This is a genomic window from Aquamicrobium sp. NLF2-7 (assembly GCF_022359935.1).
GTDB classification, from domain to species: domain Bacteria; phylum Pseudomonadota; class Alphaproteobacteria; order Rhizobiales; family Rhizobiaceae; genus Mesorhizobium; species Mesorhizobium lusatiense.
This window is the reverse complement of the sequence record NZ_JAKSED010000002.1, coordinates 30,654-47,085: the sequence shown is the minus strand read 5'-3', so window position 1 is coordinate 47,085 and position 16,432 is coordinate 30,654. Positions and strand designations below refer to the sequence as shown.

Genomic DNA, 16,432 nt, shown 5'->3' with positions numbered 1-16,432 from the left:
TGCAGGTCTGCATAGTCTTCACGCTTGCCAGGGTGCTGCTGATGGATGGGGTTGGCATCAATGCCAATGCCGAATTTGTGCATTTCAGGTCTTTCTGAAAGCCGGATTGTCTCCGGTGCAGATCGTATCGCCGCCCCAACCGCGCTGGCAGCAGCATCCGGTCAAGAGGGAGCGGGCATCGGCGCTTGAGCCGTCCTGTAGTCTGCCGGTTGTCGGTGGCAGGAAATATCGAACCCGCTCATCCAGAACCTGGCGGGTAATCGATTGAAGCGCCGTGCCGCGTTATGAATTCGCGCCTGAAATGACGTGGCTATACATTCTGTTTGCGATAGGCGGCGGGGTTGATGCCGTGTCGGTTCAGTCGTGCATAGAGGCTGCGCCGCGGCAGATTCAACGCCACGGCGGCGGCGGACACGTCGCCGCCCAGCCGGGCCAGCGTATCGCGCAGCAGGCCTTCCTCGAACCTGTCCATCTGCGCCGAAAGCGCCATGTCGGCTATGCCGGCCTCCGCGGGCACGCGTCCGTCCTGCCGCAGGCCGAGCGTGAGCTGCACCGCGTAATTTTGCAATTCACGCACGTTTCCCGGCCAGTCGTGCCGCAGCAGCCAGTCCAGAACCGGCGCATCGAGCACCGGACGGGGGCGGTCGTGGAAGGAGGCGGCTTCGTCGAGGAAGATCGACAGCAGCACGCCCAGATCCTCGCGCCTTTCCCTGAGCGGCGGAATGCGCAGCCGCACCGTCTCCAGCCGGTAGAGCAGATCGGCGCGGAAGCGGCCTGTCGCCACCTCGGCACGCAGGTCGGCCTTGGTGGCGGCGATGATGCGCAGGTCCACCTCGCGCGGCGAGACCCCGCCATTGCCGTGCAGGACACGGTCCTGCACCACGCTGAGAAGCCGTGCCTGCAAGGCGGGCGCGAGGCTGTCGATCTCGTCGAGGAAAAGCGTGCCACGGTCGGCTTCGGCGATCTGGCCGCGATGGATGCGCGTGCCGAACAGCACTTCGTCGGCGATCTGTTCCGGCAGGGCGGCGCAATCGACGGTGACCAGCGGACGGTTGCTGCGCATGCTCCAGCGGTGGAGCTGGCGCGCCACAAGCGCCTTGCCGGTGCCGGTTTCGCCCTCGATCAGCACATCCACCTCCACCCGGGCGAGCTGGCGCATGGTGTCGCGCAGGCGCAGCATGGCGGGCGACTCGCCGATCAGCGGAAAGCCTTCGCTGACCTCGGCCACCGCCTGCCGCAGGCGCCGGTTCTCCAGCACCAGCCGCCGCGTTTCCATCGCCCGGCGCACCGAGGCGATGAGGTGATCGGTGGGGAAGGGCTTGGCGATGAAGTCGAACGCGCCCTGCTTCAGCGCCGTCACTGCCATGGCGATGTCGCCATGGCCGGTCATCAGAACCACCGGCAGTTCCGGATCGCGCGAAAGCACCACCCCCAGAAGCGCATGGCCATCGAAGCGCGGCATGCGCAGGTCGGTCACCACGACGGCCGGCAGCTCGTGCGGGGACTGGCCGGAAAACAGGCTTTCCAGCGCCGACTGGCCGTCGCCGAAACTCTCGATCTCCAGCCCGGCTATGGAGAAGCTGTCGGCCAGCGCGGTGCGGAACGGCAGGTCGTCGTCGACGAGAAGGATCCGCATCGCGGCGTCGGTGGTCATGCGCACCTCATGCTGATCACGAAGGCGGCGCCGCCCAGCGGTGACGGTGCGGGCTCCAGTCCGCCGCCCAGTTCGCGCATGATGTCGCGCGCAATGCCGAGCCCGAGCCCCAGCCCGCCGGAGCGTCCGGTCACGAAGGGGTCAAAGATCCGGTCGGCCAGCTCCGCCGCGATGCCGGGACCATTGTCGGCAACCGTCAGATTGAGCCTGTCGCCGTCGCGCGAGACCGTGACCTCGATGCGCGGATCGGGGCCATCGGCCAGCGCATCCAGTGCATTCTGCAGGACATTGACCACAACCTGCTCCAGCCGGATACGGTTGGCCAGCACGGCCGGCTGACCATGTTCGGCCAGAGAGGGGGGCAGCGACAGCTTGACGCCGAGCTTGCGGATGCGGTCGCCGACCAGAAGCTGAGCACCGGCCATCACCTCGTTCAGCGAAACAGACGTCACCTCGCCACCGCCTCCGCGCGCGAACTGGCGCATTTCCTGCGTGATCGCCCCGATGCGCGCCGTCAGCTCCACCGCGGAATCGAGGCCGGCGCCGACCCGGTCGAGCCGCCCGGCCTGAAGATGGTGGCGGGCGTTTTCCGCCAGCGTGCGGATGGTGGCGACCGGCTGGTTGATCTCGTGCACCAGCCCCGCCGTGATCGTTCCGAGCGAGGCGAGGCGATTGGCCTGCGCCAGCTCCTCGCGTGCATCGCGGTAGCGCCGGTCGGCCCGCTCGCGCTCGGCCATCTGCTCTTCCAGCGCCAGCGTGCGCTCGGCGACGGCCTCTTCAAGCGTGCGCCGGTAGGCGGCAGCGCGCGCCGCGCGGGTGAACCACCACCACACGGCCGTGCCCAGCGCCATCAGCCCGGCGAAGGCCGGCAGGGCCAGCACCCACGCCCGCTCGCGCGCGGCGGCAAGCCCCGGCGCGGCATCCAGCATCTGCAACAGCCGCAACCGGGTGCCGGGTATCGGCAGTTCGGCAACGATCAGCCTTTCGCCATCCGGCCCCCGCGCCTCGCCGGTTCCCGGCCAGTCGAGTTCGGCCACCTCCAGCGTCGCATCGGGATAGAGCCGGCTATCCGCGATCCTCGACCTTGCCTCATCCGACAGCGGTGAGAGAACCCGCATGACATCGGCGGCATCGGACGACGCCAGGATGATGCCCTCGGGATCGACCAGCAGCGCCCGCCCCGGATCGTTCGCCCACAATGCGGCCAGCGCCGCGAACTCGAACTTGACCACCACGATCCCCAGCGGGTCGGCAGCGCTTCCGATGCGCCGGGCGAAGAACAGGCCCGGCCGGCCGCTGATCGCGCCGGCGCCGTGATACTCCGCGTTTCCATTGGTCAGCGCGTCGGTGAAATAGGGCCTGAAGCTGAAATTCTCGCCGACGAAACTGTCCGGCTGGTCGTAATTGGAGGCGGAAACGACAAGCGCATCGGAATCGGTCACGTAGATCACCGGCGTGCCGGTCTCCCGCGACAACAGGGCGAGTTTCCTGTCGAGCCGCCGTGCCGCGCCCTGCGCTTCATTGGCGCCGTCTGTCGCCACCCCGGCCGTGAGCGCCTCGGTAACGTCCCCATATTCGCCCAGCGCCACCGGCAGCACGCGGAAGCGGGCGAACTCGCTCTCGAACAGGCGCAGATGCTGCCGGGCGATCCGGGCCGATTCCTCGTTCAATGCCGCAATGGCCTGATTTCGGGCAAGATCCGCCGCTACAGCCCACACGCCGGCGGCCAGCGCGGCGACAACGCCCGCCATGACAAGCCGGCGCCATATGAGCCCGCGCATTTCACTACTTTCCCGCATCAGTGCATAATATTGCACAAATGCCGGAATGGCTATGCAGATTTCTGCAAAAAATCATGCGAATCTGAATCGCTCATCCCCGAAAGCATAGCATTATCATGCGGTTGCCCTTTTCACAGGCTGCCGCTGGCCTCCTTGTGCGGCAAAGTGCATGAAAAGTGGTCATCGGCATGCCGGCCATCAGGCAGGCACGGTCGCAACAGCGCATGACCGGGTCCCGGCCTGTCAGCAGGCGCGCTCCGGCCCAGCGCCAGTACGGGCGCTGTACGGCCGGTTTCCGGCAAGATCCAACCCGCGCAGGCAGCCATGTCCGCCACGCACGGCACAAGGAGGAGAGAGAATGGTTTCATTACCCCATGATAGCACCGTTGCAGGTGTGGTGCCCGAACTGGCAAAGCCCTCGGGACTCGACCGTCGCAGCCGGCTGAAAGCCATCATCGGCGGTTCCACCGGCAATCTGGTCGAGTGGTTCGACTGGTATGTCTATGCCGCGTTCGCTCTATACTTCGCCCCGCATTTCTTCCCGGCCGGAGACCAGACCGCCCAGCTGCTGTCTTCGGCGGCAGTGTTCGCCGTCGGTTTCCTCATGCGCCCGATCGGCGCATGGATCATGGGCATCTACTCCGACCGCAAGGGCCGCAAGGCGGGGCTGGCGCTTTCGGTGACGCTGATGTGCGCGGGCTCGCTCATCATCGCGCTGACGCCGGACTACAACGCCATCGGCATTCTGGCGCCGATCCTTCTGGTGATCGCGCGGCTCATGCAGGGCCTGTCGGTCGGCGGCGAATATGGCGCCTCGGCGACCTACCTGTCGGAAATGGCGGGCAAGAGCCGTCGCGGCTTCTACTCCTCCTTCGCCTATGTCACGCTGATTTCCGGCCAGCTTCTGGCGCTGCTGGTGCTCATCGTGCTTCAGAACACCATGACCGATGAAGCGCTGAATTCCTGGGGCTGGCGCATTCCATTCTTCATCGGCGCCTGTCTTGCCGTGGTGGTGTTCTGGCTGCGCCGCGGCCTCGACGAAACCGAGAGCTTCAAGAACGCGCAGGCTCATATTGCCCAGACAAAGGACGCACCCAAATCCGGCTTCTGGGAACTGATCAGCAAGCACCCGAAGGAAACCGCGCTGGTCATGCTGCTGACCGCCGGCGGCACGCTCGCCTTCTATGCCTATTCGATCTACATGCAGAAGTTCCTCGTCAACACCTCCGGCTTTACCAAGGCCAAGGCGTCCGAAATCAGCGCCATCACGCTGTTCGTGTTCATGTGCCTTCAGCCGGTGGCGGGCGCGCTGTCGGACCGGATCGGACGCAAGCCGCTGATGATCTTCTTCGGCGTGTGCGGGGTGCTCTTCACCTACCCGATCTTCTCCACGCTGGAGGTGACGACCGACGCCTTCACCGCCGGCCTGCTCGCCATGGCCGCTCTGGTGATCGTGACCGGCTACACCTCGATCAACGCGGTGGTGAAGGCCGAGCTGTTCCCGGCCCACATCCGCGCGCTGGGCGTCGCCCTTCCTTATGCGCTGGCCAACACGATCTTCGGCGGCACGGCCGAGTTCGTCGCCCTGCAGTTCAAGAGCTCCGGCTGGGAACAGGGCTTCTACTGGTATGTGACCGCCATGATCGGCGTCTCATTGGTCGTCTATGTGTTCATGAGCGATACGGCCAAGAACAGCGCCATCAAGGAAGACTGACAGGCACAGAACTGAAGGTTTTTCCGCCAGATTCCCATCCGGGCGGAGACGCTGATCAGACACGATATACGCAGCGCAGGTTCTCGATCGTCCAATGAATGCCGGGCCATCTATGCACAGCATTCAAACTGATAGTCTGCGCTGCGGCATCATCACGTGCCCGACTGCTCATGACGGATGCTGCATGACAGCCGCGGCAATGAGTTTGCTCAAATGAAGAGCAGGGTTCCAGCATAACCGTTGGAACACGCACTTCAGTGCCTACACCCTCAGCCTATCTGCTGGCGTCGCCGACCTGATCCCGCCAGCCACTGACCTCTGCCTTACTGTGCGATAAGCCTTCCGTGGGAAGGCTAACACTTATAGCCAGTCGCTAATCCAGGTTAATCGGCTCATCCTCCGACATCGCCTATGGTCCGGCTCCTGGAACCCTGTTGCGCAAATCTGCAGGCAGGGTCGGGGCGGATGCTCGCGGGTGAAACGCGCAGGACGGGCGCGCGTTCACGCAAGCGGGACACAAGGCAGATGGATCACAGGGGAGCTGGCCATGGCCGAGCGCATTTCGTGCTTTGTGATGAGTGGCGGGGTAGGGTCGCGGCTGTGGCCGCTCTCCCGGGAAGACAATCCCAAGCAATTTCACGATCTGTCCGGCGACGGCTCGATGCTGATGAAGACGGTGCGACGGCTGCAGGCGCGCGAGGCAGGGCATACGCCCATCCACGTCATTGCCGCCGAACGCAACGCGGCCCGCATCCGCACCGAGCTTGCCGGCCTCGACTATAGCGGCGGCGGCGCCATCTTCGAGCCTGTCGGTCGCAACACCGCCGCGGCCGTGGCGATCGCGGCGCTGCACACCATCAACAGCCATGGCGACGGCATCGTGCTCATCGTGCCATCGGATCACGCCATTTCCACCGATCTCGATTTCTGGGAGAGCGTCGAAGCCGGCGTTCCGGCGGCTCAGGCGGGGCAGGTGGTGGTGTTTGGGATGAAACCCACACGTCCGGAAACCGGCTACGGCTATATCGAGGCAGGCGAGGTGTTTGCAGGCCAGGACCGGGCCGGAAACGCCTTCGACTGCCCGGGTGTTCGCCGCGTGGTGCGTTTCGTCGAAAAGCCGGATGCGGAAACGGCAGGCCGCTATGTGGCGACATCGGATTTTTTCTGGAACACCGGCATTTTCCTGTTCAGGGCAAGCGTCATCCGCGCCGCGTTCCTCACGCATCATCGTGAGATCTGGCTGCAAGCAGAACACGCGCTCGACATTGCCGCGCGTGATCTGTCGGGAACCTGGCTGCCGCTCGACGCCTATGCGCCCATCCCCTCCATATCGGTCGACTATGCGATCATGGAGCACCTGTGCAACATCGCCATGGTGCCGGCGCGCTTCCGCTGGAGCGATCTGGGTTCGTGGCAGTCGCTGCTGGAGGCCAGCCGCACCGACGAGCATGGCAATGTCGTGATCGGCGACGTCGTCGCCATAGATTGCGAGCGTTCCTATCTGCGCAGCAGTGGCAGGCTGCTGTCGGTCGTGGGGCTGAGGGATGTCGCGGTGGTGTCAACCGACGATGCCACCTTCGTGGCTCCTGTCGCCGAGAGCCAGAACGTCAGGCATGTCGTCGAGCAGCTTGAAAAATGGGGCCGGCTGGAGGTGAAGTTCACGCCCGCCCATGACCGCGTGGTGCTGCCCGGCGCATGGCGTGAGCGCGTCGCGCACTGGCTGTTCGAGGAAACGCTGCCGCGGTGGTCGAAGGCTGGCGTGGATGAACGCCATGGCGGTTTTCACGAGGCTTTCGCCTTCAATGGCACGCCGCTCGGCAAGCCGAAACGCATGCGCACCCTGGCGCGGCAGGTCTATGCCTATTCCGTCGCCAGGTTACGGGGATGGGACGGACCGGCTGACGAACTGATCTCGCATGGTATGGCCTTCATGGAGCGGGGGCGCACCGAACGCGGCGGCTGGGCGCGCACCCTCAATGTCGACGGTTCCATCGCGGATCCTTGCGAGGACGCCTACGACCACGCCTGCGTGCTTCTCGCCTTCGCCTGGGCCCATCGCGCCGGAAACAGGGATGCGCTGGCGCGCGGCGAGGAAGCCATGGCCTTCGTTGAGTCCTATCTGGAGGACGAGCGGCTGACCGGGTTCCTCGAAACCTGCGACGGCACCGACCTGCGGCGCTCCAACCCGCACATGCATATGCTGGAAGCGTTTCTCGCCTGGCACGAGGTCACCGGCGAGCGCAGCTATCTGCGCCGGGCAGCGCGCATCGTCGACCTGTTCCGCACGCATTTCTTCGATGCCGAAAGCTGGACCCTCGGCGAATATTTCGACAATGAATGGAAGCCGGCGCATGGCGGGCAGGGACTGTGGACCGAACCGGGCCACCATTTCGAGTGGGCCTCGCTTCTGGTCGATTTCGCGGCGCGCAGCAAGCAGAGCGACCTCATTCCCTATGCACGCAAGCTCTATGCTTCGGCGGTGGCCAACGGGCTGAACCGCGCCACCGGGCTGGCCTACGGAGCTGTTTCGCGCGAGGGGCTGCCGCTCGACCTGATCTCGCGAAGCTGGCCGCAGACCGAGGCGATCAAGGCGGCCATCGCGCTCGACCGCGCCGATGGGCCTGACCTGAAGCCGGAGATCGAAGCCCGTGTCGGGCGGCTGTTCCGCTGGCACATCGACCCGGCTCCGACCGGCTTCTGGATCGACCGCATAGACGAGCGCGGCAGGGCCGTGGCCAATGAAGTGCCGGCCAGCATCTTCTACCATCTCGTAACGGCGCTGATGCAGTATCTCGACAAGACCGAAGGCGTGCTCGTGCATCCGTTGCCGGTTTCCGGTCAAACCGGGACGACGAAAGCGGCCGACGAGAGCATCCGTGCCGGTTCCCGGGAGCCTGCACTTCGCGAGATTGCCTGATTTGATGTTCGGAAAAGGGTTCCTGCCTACCTCGATTGGCCGTGTTTTCGCAGCCGGGACGCGGCGCTAGGCTTGCAGGCGAAGGGCAGCTGAGATCAGGGGGCGCGGAGCCATGCTGGAGCGGCAATGGGCAGCGGCGACAGCCAGGGACTGGCGGGGCAGCGGCGGTTCCGCCGAGTTCGTCAACCTGTCGGACATCCTGTCTTTTTTCAGCAGGTACACCGTCTCGATCCTGCTGTGCGCACTGGTCGGTGTCGTGGGAGCCAGTCTCTATCTGGCGACGTCCGACCGGATTTTCACCGCCCGCACCCAGATCCTGATCGAGCCGAAACTGCCGCAGTTCATGCAGCAGCAGATGGTCGAGGTGCATTTGTCCCTCGATACGGCCCAGATCGAAAGCCAGCTCGCGCTGCTGCGCTCGCAGAAGATCGCCATGATGGTGATCGATGAACTCGACCTCGCGTACAATCCGGCTTTCGTGGACATGGGCGGGCTGCGTCTGGGGGAGAGGCTGGAAAAACTGCGTTCGCTGATAACCGGAACGCCTTACAGGCCCGATGCGGCAAGGGTCGACGAAGCACAGGATGAGGCTCTGACGCCGCAGCAGAAGGCGGCCGAAGTCTTTGCCGGCAATCTCGACGTGCAGCGGGTAGGCGTCTCCTATGCGATCGATATTCATTTCAAATCGCAGGATCCGGCGCTGGCCGCGCGTATCGCCAATGCCACGGCGGACGCCTTCGTCCGCGAGCAGATGGAGAACCGGGCGGCTTCCGCCCGCGAAGGTGTCGCGTGGCTGGAAAAACGCATCGACGAGGCGGGTGCCCAGATGAACAAGGCGACACAGGTCGCGCAGGAGTTCCGCGCCACCTACGACTATCGCGTGGACCGGCCGGACGAAGCGCCGACCGGCGACGCACGCGCCGATGCACCAACGCTGGAGCAACTTGAGGTCGCGGCCGAAACCTACCGCAAGATGTATGAGAGCCTTCTTGCCGCCTACACCAGCGCGGTGAACCAGCAACCCTTCCTCATCGCCAATTCGCGCGTCATCACCCCGGCGATGCAGCCGATGGTGCAGAGCCATCCACGCAAGCGGCTCACCCTGATCTTCGGGGCCTTTGCCGGCCTCATGTTGGGGGTCGGCGTTGCCTTCGTCCGCCACAGCCTGGACCGCACCCTGCGCACGCCGCGCCAGATCGGCGAAGAACTCGGGCTCGTCTGCACCGGCGAGCTGCCACATTCCGGTTTGCGCAAGGCCGCCGGACTCTGCGAGGAGGTGATACGCCATCCGCATTCCCCCTTCAGCATGGGCCTGAGGGGGGCGAGGGCCGTTATCAGTCTGGCCGATTCCGGCAAGCCGAGGCTCTGCATCGGCGTGACCGCCGCACTGCCCGGCCAGGTGAAAAGTGCTGTGGCCGGCAATCTTGCCGCACTTTACGCGGCATCGGGCGTGCCGACGCTGCTGATCGATCTGGATGCGCAATCGACGCTGACGAAGGCGTTGCAGGGCCCGCTCGCCGGCTTCGACCCGAAATGTCAGGCCGCCGCTGCGCATCCGGGCGCCGCGGCAGTTCGGACTGTTCCCTCCCCGGGTTTCGACTTCATGGCGAATGAGGAGCGCGGCGCGGGAAGCCTCGCGCTGCCTGCCAACATGCAGGATCTGCTCAGGACGCTCGATCGCTACAAGGTGATCGTCGTCGACCTGCCGGCTTATGAGCACGGTGCCGACGGGCTGCTGGTCTGCCCGCTTCTCGACGGCGTCATGGTGGTGGCAGAAAGCGGCAGCACGCCACTGGATTCGCTTGCCGATCTGGCCCGCACCCTGCGCATCGCCAACGCTCCCATATTGGGTGTTCTGCTGGCGCACAGGCGCCGCCTTGCCCGATTGCGCGTGCGCCGCCGGTCCAGCGGCCGGCCGGCCCTGCGGCCCGCATGATGGAAGGCGCGCGGCATTGGGCGATCAACGGCCGCTTCCTGGCGCAGCCCGTCACAGGCGTGCAGCGCTATGCGCGCGAGGTCGTAAAAGCGCTCGATGCCCGTATCGCGGCCGGCGATCCACTGGCCCGCGGCCTTGATGTGGAGTTGCTGGTGCCGCCGGTCATCGGGGATGAGCTGGCGCTCACGGCGATCCGCACCCGTTCCATCGGCCGCCTCGGCGGGCATGGCTGGGAGCAGGCCGAGCTTCCGGCGGGGGTCAGGAGCGGTCTCGTCAGCCTGTGCAACAGCGGCCCTCTTGCGACACGCAGGCAGATCCTGTGCATCCATGATGTCAACACGCGCGCCTGTCCGCAAAGTTATTCGCTGCCGTTTCGCCTGCTCTACCGCACGCTGATCCCGGCGCTTGCGGCAAGGGTCCGCCACGTCACCACGGTCTCCGGCTATTCGGCCGGGCAGCTGGTGCGCTATGGCCTGTGCGGGGCGGACAGGATCACCATCGCACCGGACGGCTACGAACATGCGCTGCGCTGGGTGCCGCGTCATTCGATCCGCACGCGTTCCACCGCCGGGGCCGGCACCATCGTGCTTCTGGGCAGCCGGGCTCCTCACAAGAACATCGATCTTGTCCTTGGAATGAGCGACCGCCTTGCGGAGGCGGGCCTGCGGATTGCGGTGGTCGGGCTTTCGGACGGCCGCGTCTTCGGCCGGACAAAGGAGCAGACCGGGGCGAATATCGGCTGGCTTGGCAGGATCGGCGACGATGAGCTTGCCGCGCTGCTCGGTGATTGCCTGTGCCTCGCCTTCCCCTCGCTCGTCGAAGGGTTCGGGCTGCCGATGCTTGAGGCGATGGCCCGGGGCTGCCCCGTGGTGGCATCGGACCGCGCCAGCCTTCCCGAAATCGGCGGCGATGCGGTGCTTTATGCGTCGCCGGACCGTGCCGACATCTGGTTCGATCGTTTCATGCAACTGGCCGGCGATGCGGGGCTGCGGCGCGCGCTGACCGAGCGAGGTCGCAGGCAGGCGGAGAAATTTCGTTGGGACGAAACGGCAAAACGCTATCTGGAACTGATGGCGGGGATGGATGGGCCGGCGCCAGCCAGTGCCGGGTCGCCGGCCAGACCTTCGCTCGTCTCGGCGACGACGCGATCGAAGCTGTAGGCGCGGGCATAATGCCGGGCCGCAGCCTGTGCCGCAGCAAGCGCTGCCGGATCGCCAAGGAGGGTCGCGACGGTCCGGCGCTCCAGCGGCAGGACGCAGTTTTCATAGCCGGGCAGCAGGCCTTTCAGGGCGCCGGGGGCGGCAAAGACCGGGCGTCCCGCCGAAAGCGCCTCGATGAGCTTGATCTTGGTGCCGGTTCCTTCGACGGGGCAGATCGCGGCGCGGGCCTGCGCATAAAGGGCGGCAAGATCATCGACGAAGCCGAGCAGCTCGACCCCGTTTTGCGCCGACAGCCGCCTGTCGCGGCACACACTGCCGGCAATGGCGATCTTCAGGGGCAGGTTCCAGCCGCCATAGGCGCTCAGGAAACCGCTGATGGCATCCCCGTTCCAGCGGTTGTTGGAGCCCACGAACACGAGATCGTAGACGGGCGGCACGTCGGTTGCCGCAGACGCGTTCCAGCTGCGCAACGACGGCGGCACGATGCGCACGCGCTCGCCTTCCAGAAGCGATTTCAGGAACTGCCCTTCGCTGTACGAGATCGACCAGATCTCGTCGGCCTGCCCGAGATAGAACAGTTCGCGCTTGAGGACGAGCATGGAGCGCGTGTCCGGCTGCCCGGACGGGTTGTCGCCGATCAGCTCCAGTGCGGCAAGGTCATGCGTGTCGACGATCATGCGCGGGCCGGGGCTCCCGTTGAGATGGGATATGCCCCAGGGATAGCTCACAAGCGCCAGCTTCAGGTCCGGATCGCGCTGGAGCCGGTCGAATTCCGGCGTCAGCATCGGCAACCATGTGCGCAGGGCGCGCGTCGCGGGCCAGCTACCCATATAGGCGATGAGGCCCTTGAGCTTCTGGATGAAGGCCAGTTTCCAGTTCCAGTCGTCGAGCACGAGGTCGACGCCGGGGAAACGGGCGCGGAAGGTCTCGATCCCTTTCGCGTTCCACGGCCACTGGTGATGGTTGCGATAGGAATAGACGGCCACGCGCCAGCCAAGGGCAAGCAGCATCTCGATGTCCTGACAGGCGCGCACATGGCAGCCGTCGGTCATGGTGCTGAAACAGCCTGCGAAGAAGAAGATAGCAAGATTCCGCTTCTCCACCTGTGCCTCCCGAGGCGTCGCGTTCCCGAGCATTGTGAGCGAAATCTCAATCCGAAATCATTGACGTGTCAAACGGATCGTGAGGCAATAGCCTACCGTTTCCGGATGATCCCGATATGGATGCCGGTAACCGCCGGGGGGCGATGCAATGGGTGAGGGTGGCAAGTCCGCAACGGTGTATGTCAACGGCCGTTTCCTGCGCGGCCCCATAACCGGGACCTCGCGGGTGGCCGAGGAGGTTCTGGCCTGCTGGGATGCGGCGATGCTGGCCGGCGACGAGCGCTTTGCGGGCATGTCGGTCGAGGTGCTGTGTCCGGCAAATGCGGTGCGCTCCCTGCCGCTGCGGGCGATCCCGATCCAGCGCCGGGATGTGCTTGGCGGCAAGTTCTGGGAGCCGGTCGATCTCGGCCTGATGGCGAGGAAGGGAACGCTGGTGAACTTCGCCAATGTGGCGCCGCTGTATCACCCGTGCATGCTGACATACCTGCACGATGCGCAGATGTTCCTCTATCCGCAATCCTATCCGCGAGGGGAGTTGCGCACCCACCGTCCGCTGATGCGGCTTGCCGGACGCCTGTCGCGCCGGGTGATCACGGTTTCGGAATTTTCCAGCCGCATGCTGCAACGCTTCGGCATCGCGCCAGCTTCGAAAATCGCCGTCATCCACAACGGGGCCGACCACATCCTGCGGGTCGGGACGGGTAATTCGGTGCTCGCAAGGTTCGGCCTGCAACCGCAAAACTATGTGCTGATGCTGGGCAGCGCATTTGCCTACAAGAATGTCGAGGTGATCTACCGCGCCTTCGCCCGGATGGGGGCAAGTACCCTCAGGCTGGCGGTGATTGCAAGGGCGGACCTGCGCAAGGCGGTCGGCGCGGTGCAGGACGTCGGCGACAAGCTCGTCGTCGTTTCGGATGTCAGCGACGCCGATCTGCGTGCGCTCTACCGCCATGCGCTGGTGTTCGTCCAGCCGGCCCGGACCGAGGGCTTCGCGATGACCCAGCTCGAGGCGCTCAATTCGGGCGCGCCCGTCATCACCTGCGCGCTGGGCAGTATGCCGGAAGTGCTGGGGGATGACGTGGCCTACGCCGATCCGGATGCGCCCGAGGAATGGGCGCGGGCGATCCAGCGCTTCGAAAGCGATCCGCGCTTTCGAAGCGCGATGGTGGCGCGCGGGCAGGCAATGGCCGCCCGCTACACCTGGCAAAGAACGGCCGATGCCTTGTGGCGCGAGGTCGTCCGGGTCGCCAAAGGGCGCTGAAGGCGGGGTGTCGCACACCCGGCCGGACAGCCAAGCCAGCATTTTGTCGTAACCCGCTCGCTGCCCGCTTCACCAGCTACCACTATTGAGCCGCTTGCGGGTAAACGGCTGTTTTCGACATGCTGCCTGAATAACAACAAGCAGGCACAGGCAGGCGGCAAGGGGCGTCTTTGGCATGTCGATCAGAGAGAGATCCTACGCCGGAAGCAGCGCGCTTCCGGGGCGAGGGCGGTCGTTCCTGGACCGCAGGCGCGTTTCGGCTTCAGCTTTTCAGCAGCATCGGCCGCTCGAGGCGCAGGGCGCGGCGGTTTCCATACCGGCCGTCGCGGCGGGTGGCTCCCTCCATCTGTGGCAGCGCCCGCTCGGCGGCAGGTCGAAGCGGGTTCTCGATGTGGCGGTTGCCGCCACGACGCTGATGCTGGCGCTGCCGCTGATGCTGGCGATTGCCCTGCTCATCAAGCTGACCTGCAAGGGACCTGTCGTGTTCTCCCACCCGCGGATCGGCTTCAACGGAAGCACGTTTCGATGCTACAAGTTCCGCACCATGGTGATCGATGCCGAGCAGCGCCTGCAGGCGCATCTGGCGTCCGATCCGCAGGCGGCGGAGGAATGGCGCAAGGCGCGCAAGCTGAAGCGCGATCCGCGCCTGACGGTGCTCGGCAACCTGTTGCGCAAATCGAGCCTCGATGAACTGCCGCAGCTGTTCAATATCCTGCGTGGCGACATGAGCTGTGTCGGACCGCGTCCGATCGTTGCCGAGGAACTGCACCGCTACGGCCCGTATGTGAAGGATTATCTGCATGCCAGACCCGGCCTCACCGGCCTGTGGCAGGTCACCGGGCGTAATCTGGTGGACTATACCGGGCGGGTGCTACTCGACGCGCACTATGTGCGCAACTGGTCGGTGCACACGGATTTGCTGATCCTCATCCGGACGGCCGGCGCAGTGATGAGGTTCGATCGGGCCTCCTGAGGCCGGATGCCCGGGGCGACGCTGGGTCAGGCTGGGGCGGGGCAGACTGGGGCGGTGCGGGCTGGAGCCGGTCGGGCTGGCCGGAAGCATGTTCAGGGGCGATTCCGGCATCTGCCCGGCGCCGGCCCGGCACGGTAAGGGCGAGGCCGATCAGGTAGCATCCCTGCAATGTCAGGATCAGGTAAAGGGTTCTGGAAAGGATAAGCTTGAGAGACCAATCCAGAAGGACGCCGGTCAGGATCGAAACCATGATCACGATGAGGGTGGCGACAAGGATGACAGGCGCCAGAAAACGCGTGCCGATGAAAAGCCCTGCTGCGCCTGCCGTGATGAGTGCGAGGGTCACACCGGTCTCCTTCCCGTTGCCTGTGCACCGCGACCCGCCTGCTGCGAAGAAGAACAGACTCGTTCCCTTCTGTGAAGTCGCTTTCGGTGCCGCGCGCATCGCGGGCCGGCGCCGCGTTGCGGCATGTGCGGGCTGAGCCGATGCAGCCCTCGGTCGCAGGGGTGATCGTCTGCGTGGCAATCATCGTTTTCGTGCGCCTCATGGGATGGTCGATGATCGTCGCCTTCATGGCCTCGCTTGCGTTCGGGGCCACGGCCATCGGAACGCTCTCCGCGCTTGGCGGATCCTCGCCGCAGATCTACACGGTCTTCGCCGCGCTGCTCCTGACGGCAGCCGTGGCGCGCAAGGGCATCTGGCGCGAACTGGCGGCGGTTTTCAGCCGTATCGGCGCAGCCTCCGTGATCGTGGTGCTGATGTTCCATGCGCTGATCGGCGCAATCCTGTTTCCAAGGCTGTTTGCGGGCCAGACCAGCGTGTTCATCGCATCGCGCAGCAGCCGGGGCGTTTACGAGACCGCGCTCGGTCCGTCCTCCGCAAATGTCACCCAGACCGCCTATTTCACGCTCGGCATTCTTGTGTTCGTGGCGCTTTGCCTGCTGTTGAGGCGCCGGGAAACGCTTGTCGACGTCAGGCGGGGATTCTTTCTCTGGTTCGGGCTGCATACGCTCATGGGCATGGTGGATCTTGCCGGCAAGATGGCGGGGGCGGGGGACGTGCTGGCGCCGATCCGCACCGCCAGCTATGCGATGCTCACCCTCACCATAGAGGGCGGCTTCTGGCGGATTGCGGGCTCCTATGCCGAGGCTTCGGCCTTCGGCGCTGTGTCGCTGGCCGGGCTGGCCTTCAGCTACACCTACTGGCGCAGGACAAATTCCCGTTTCGCGGCGGCAATCGCGGTGGCGCTGTTCCTGCTGCTTCTCCTGTCCACTTCGACCACGGCCTATGTCGGGCTGGCACTGCTTGGAATTCCCGTAGCGTTGTCCCTGCTTCGTTCGCTGGCATCGGCGAAGCCCGGCCTGCAGGATGTGATGCTGGTGGTGCTGATGGCGCAGCTGTGCCTCGTGATCATGGCCGTCAGCCTCTACAATGCGCAGTTCTTCGAGCCCCTAGTGCGGCTGATCGACCAGATGGTGACCCACAAGATGTCTTCGGCTTCCGGGCAGGAGCGCGCCTACTGGAACTACAAGAGCATGCAGGCCTTCTTCGATACGAACGGGCTTGGCATCGGCCTTGGAAGCTCGCGCGCGTCGAGCTGGCCGATCGCGGTGCTGTCACAGCTTGGCGTGGTCGGCGGCACCCTGATCGCCATGCTCTTGGCAGCTCTCCTGTGGCCGCCTGGCCGCCTGCGGCAGCCCGTCGATGCCGAGGCCGATGCGATCATGGCCAGCGCGCGGGCCAGCGCCCTGGCTGCGCTGCTGGCTGCTTCGCTCGCCGGCGGCCTCGCCGATCCGGGAATGGGATTTTTCGTGCCGCTGGCCGTGGTGATGGCCTGCTCTGCCAGAATATGGGCGCCGCCGCTGCCGCGCGGACACGCATTCGACGGGTCCGGTCCACAGCTTTCGGCGCACCGATGAATGGAAGCGTCAG

11 protein-coding genes are annotated in these 16,432 nt (G+C 65.3%); 7 read left to right on the top strand and 4 right to left on the bottom strand.

The genetic code is table 11. The features are described 5' to 3' along the window. Positions 1-310: 310 nt before the first annotated feature. Both MIC97_RS17080 and MIC97_RS17075 read right to left on the bottom strand, forming a co-directional pair. Positions 311-1,654: a sigma-54 dependent transcriptional regulator gene (locus tag MIC97_RS17080; protein WP_239801215.1), complete on the bottom strand. Its 1,344-nt coding sequence runs from the start codon at positions 1,652-1,654 to the stop codon at positions 311-313. Further along, positions 1,651-3,435 carry an ATP-binding protein gene (locus MIC97_RS17075; RefSeq protein WP_239801214.1) on the bottom strand — a complete coding sequence of 595 codons (1,785 nt, stop codon included), beginning with the start codon at positions 3,433-3,435 and terminating at the stop codon, positions 1,651-1,653. The genes MIC97_RS17080 and MIC97_RS17075 overlap by 4 nt, the downstream gene beginning before the upstream one ends. Before the next feature lie 358 nt (positions 3,436-3,793). Between MIC97_RS17075 and MIC97_RS17070 the strand changes: the two genes are divergently transcribed. The 4 genes from MIC97_RS17070 to MIC97_RS17055 all read left to right on the top strand — a co-directional run bounded on the left by MIC97_RS17070 (position 3,794) and on the right by MIC97_RS17055 (position 11,162). Continuing rightward, positions 3,794-5,149, top strand: a complete 1,356-nt coding sequence (locus tag MIC97_RS17070; RefSeq protein WP_239801213.1) for an MFS transporter — start codon at positions 3,794-3,796, stop codon at positions 5,147-5,149. A gap of 547 nt (positions 5,150-5,696) precedes the next feature. Further along, positions 5,697-8,066 (top strand): AGE family epimerase/isomerase, encoded by a 2,370-nt coding sequence (locus MIC97_RS17065; RefSeq protein ID WP_239801212.1) that lies wholly within the window; start codon positions 5,697-5,699, stop codon positions 8,064-8,066. Between the two features lie 112 nt (positions 8,067-8,178). Continuing rightward, a complete protein-coding gene (locus MIC97_RS17060) occupies positions 8,179-10,002 on the top strand; it encodes a GNVR domain-containing protein (protein WP_239801211.1) in 1,824 nt (607 codons plus the stop codon). Continuing rightward, entirely contained in the window at positions 9,999-11,162 is a 1,164-nt protein-coding gene (locus tag MIC97_RS17055) for a glycosyltransferase family 1 protein (protein ID WP_345773561.1), read from the top strand. Before MIC97_RS17060 ends, MIC97_RS17055 begins: the two co-directional genes overlap by 4 nt. Here MIC97_RS17055 and MIC97_RS25250 read toward each other — a convergent pair. Beyond that, positions 11,060-12,265 carry a glycosyltransferase gene (locus MIC97_RS25250; RefSeq protein WP_239801210.1) on the bottom strand — a complete coding sequence of 402 codons (1,206 nt, stop codon included), beginning with the start codon at positions 12,263-12,265 and terminating at the stop codon, positions 11,060-11,062. The two genes, MIC97_RS17055 and MIC97_RS25250, sit on opposite strands and share 103 nt — an antisense overlap. Before the next feature lie 148 nt (positions 12,266-12,413). On the opposite strand from MIC97_RS25250, the gene MIC97_RS17045 reads away from it, so the two are divergent. Both MIC97_RS17045 and MIC97_RS17040 read left to right on the top strand, forming a co-directional pair. Then, on the top strand, positions 12,414-13,526 hold the full coding sequence (locus tag MIC97_RS17045) for a glycosyltransferase family 1 protein (RefSeq protein WP_239801209.1): 1,113 nt from the start codon (positions 12,414-12,416) through the stop codon (positions 13,524-13,526). A gap of 175 nt (positions 13,527-13,701) precedes the next feature. Further along, positions 13,702-14,499 (top strand): sugar transferase, encoded by a 798-nt coding sequence (locus MIC97_RS17040; RefSeq protein WP_239801208.1) that lies wholly within the window; start codon positions 13,702-13,704, stop codon positions 14,497-14,499. Here MIC97_RS17040 and MIC97_RS17035 read toward each other — a convergent pair. Continuing rightward, positions 14,453-14,845 carry a hypothetical protein gene (locus MIC97_RS17035; protein WP_239801207.1) on the bottom strand — a complete coding sequence of 131 codons (393 nt, stop codon included), beginning with the start codon at positions 14,843-14,845 and terminating at the stop codon, positions 14,453-14,455. The genes MIC97_RS17040 and MIC97_RS17035 overlap by 47 nt on opposite strands. Before the next feature lie 173 nt (positions 14,846-15,018). On the opposite strand from MIC97_RS17035, the gene MIC97_RS17030 reads away from it, so the two are divergent. Then, positions 15,019-16,419, top strand: a complete 1,401-nt coding sequence (locus tag MIC97_RS17030) for a hypothetical protein (RefSeq protein ID WP_239801206.1) — start codon at positions 15,019-15,021, stop codon at positions 16,417-16,419. Positions 16,420-16,432 lie beyond the last annotated feature (13 nt).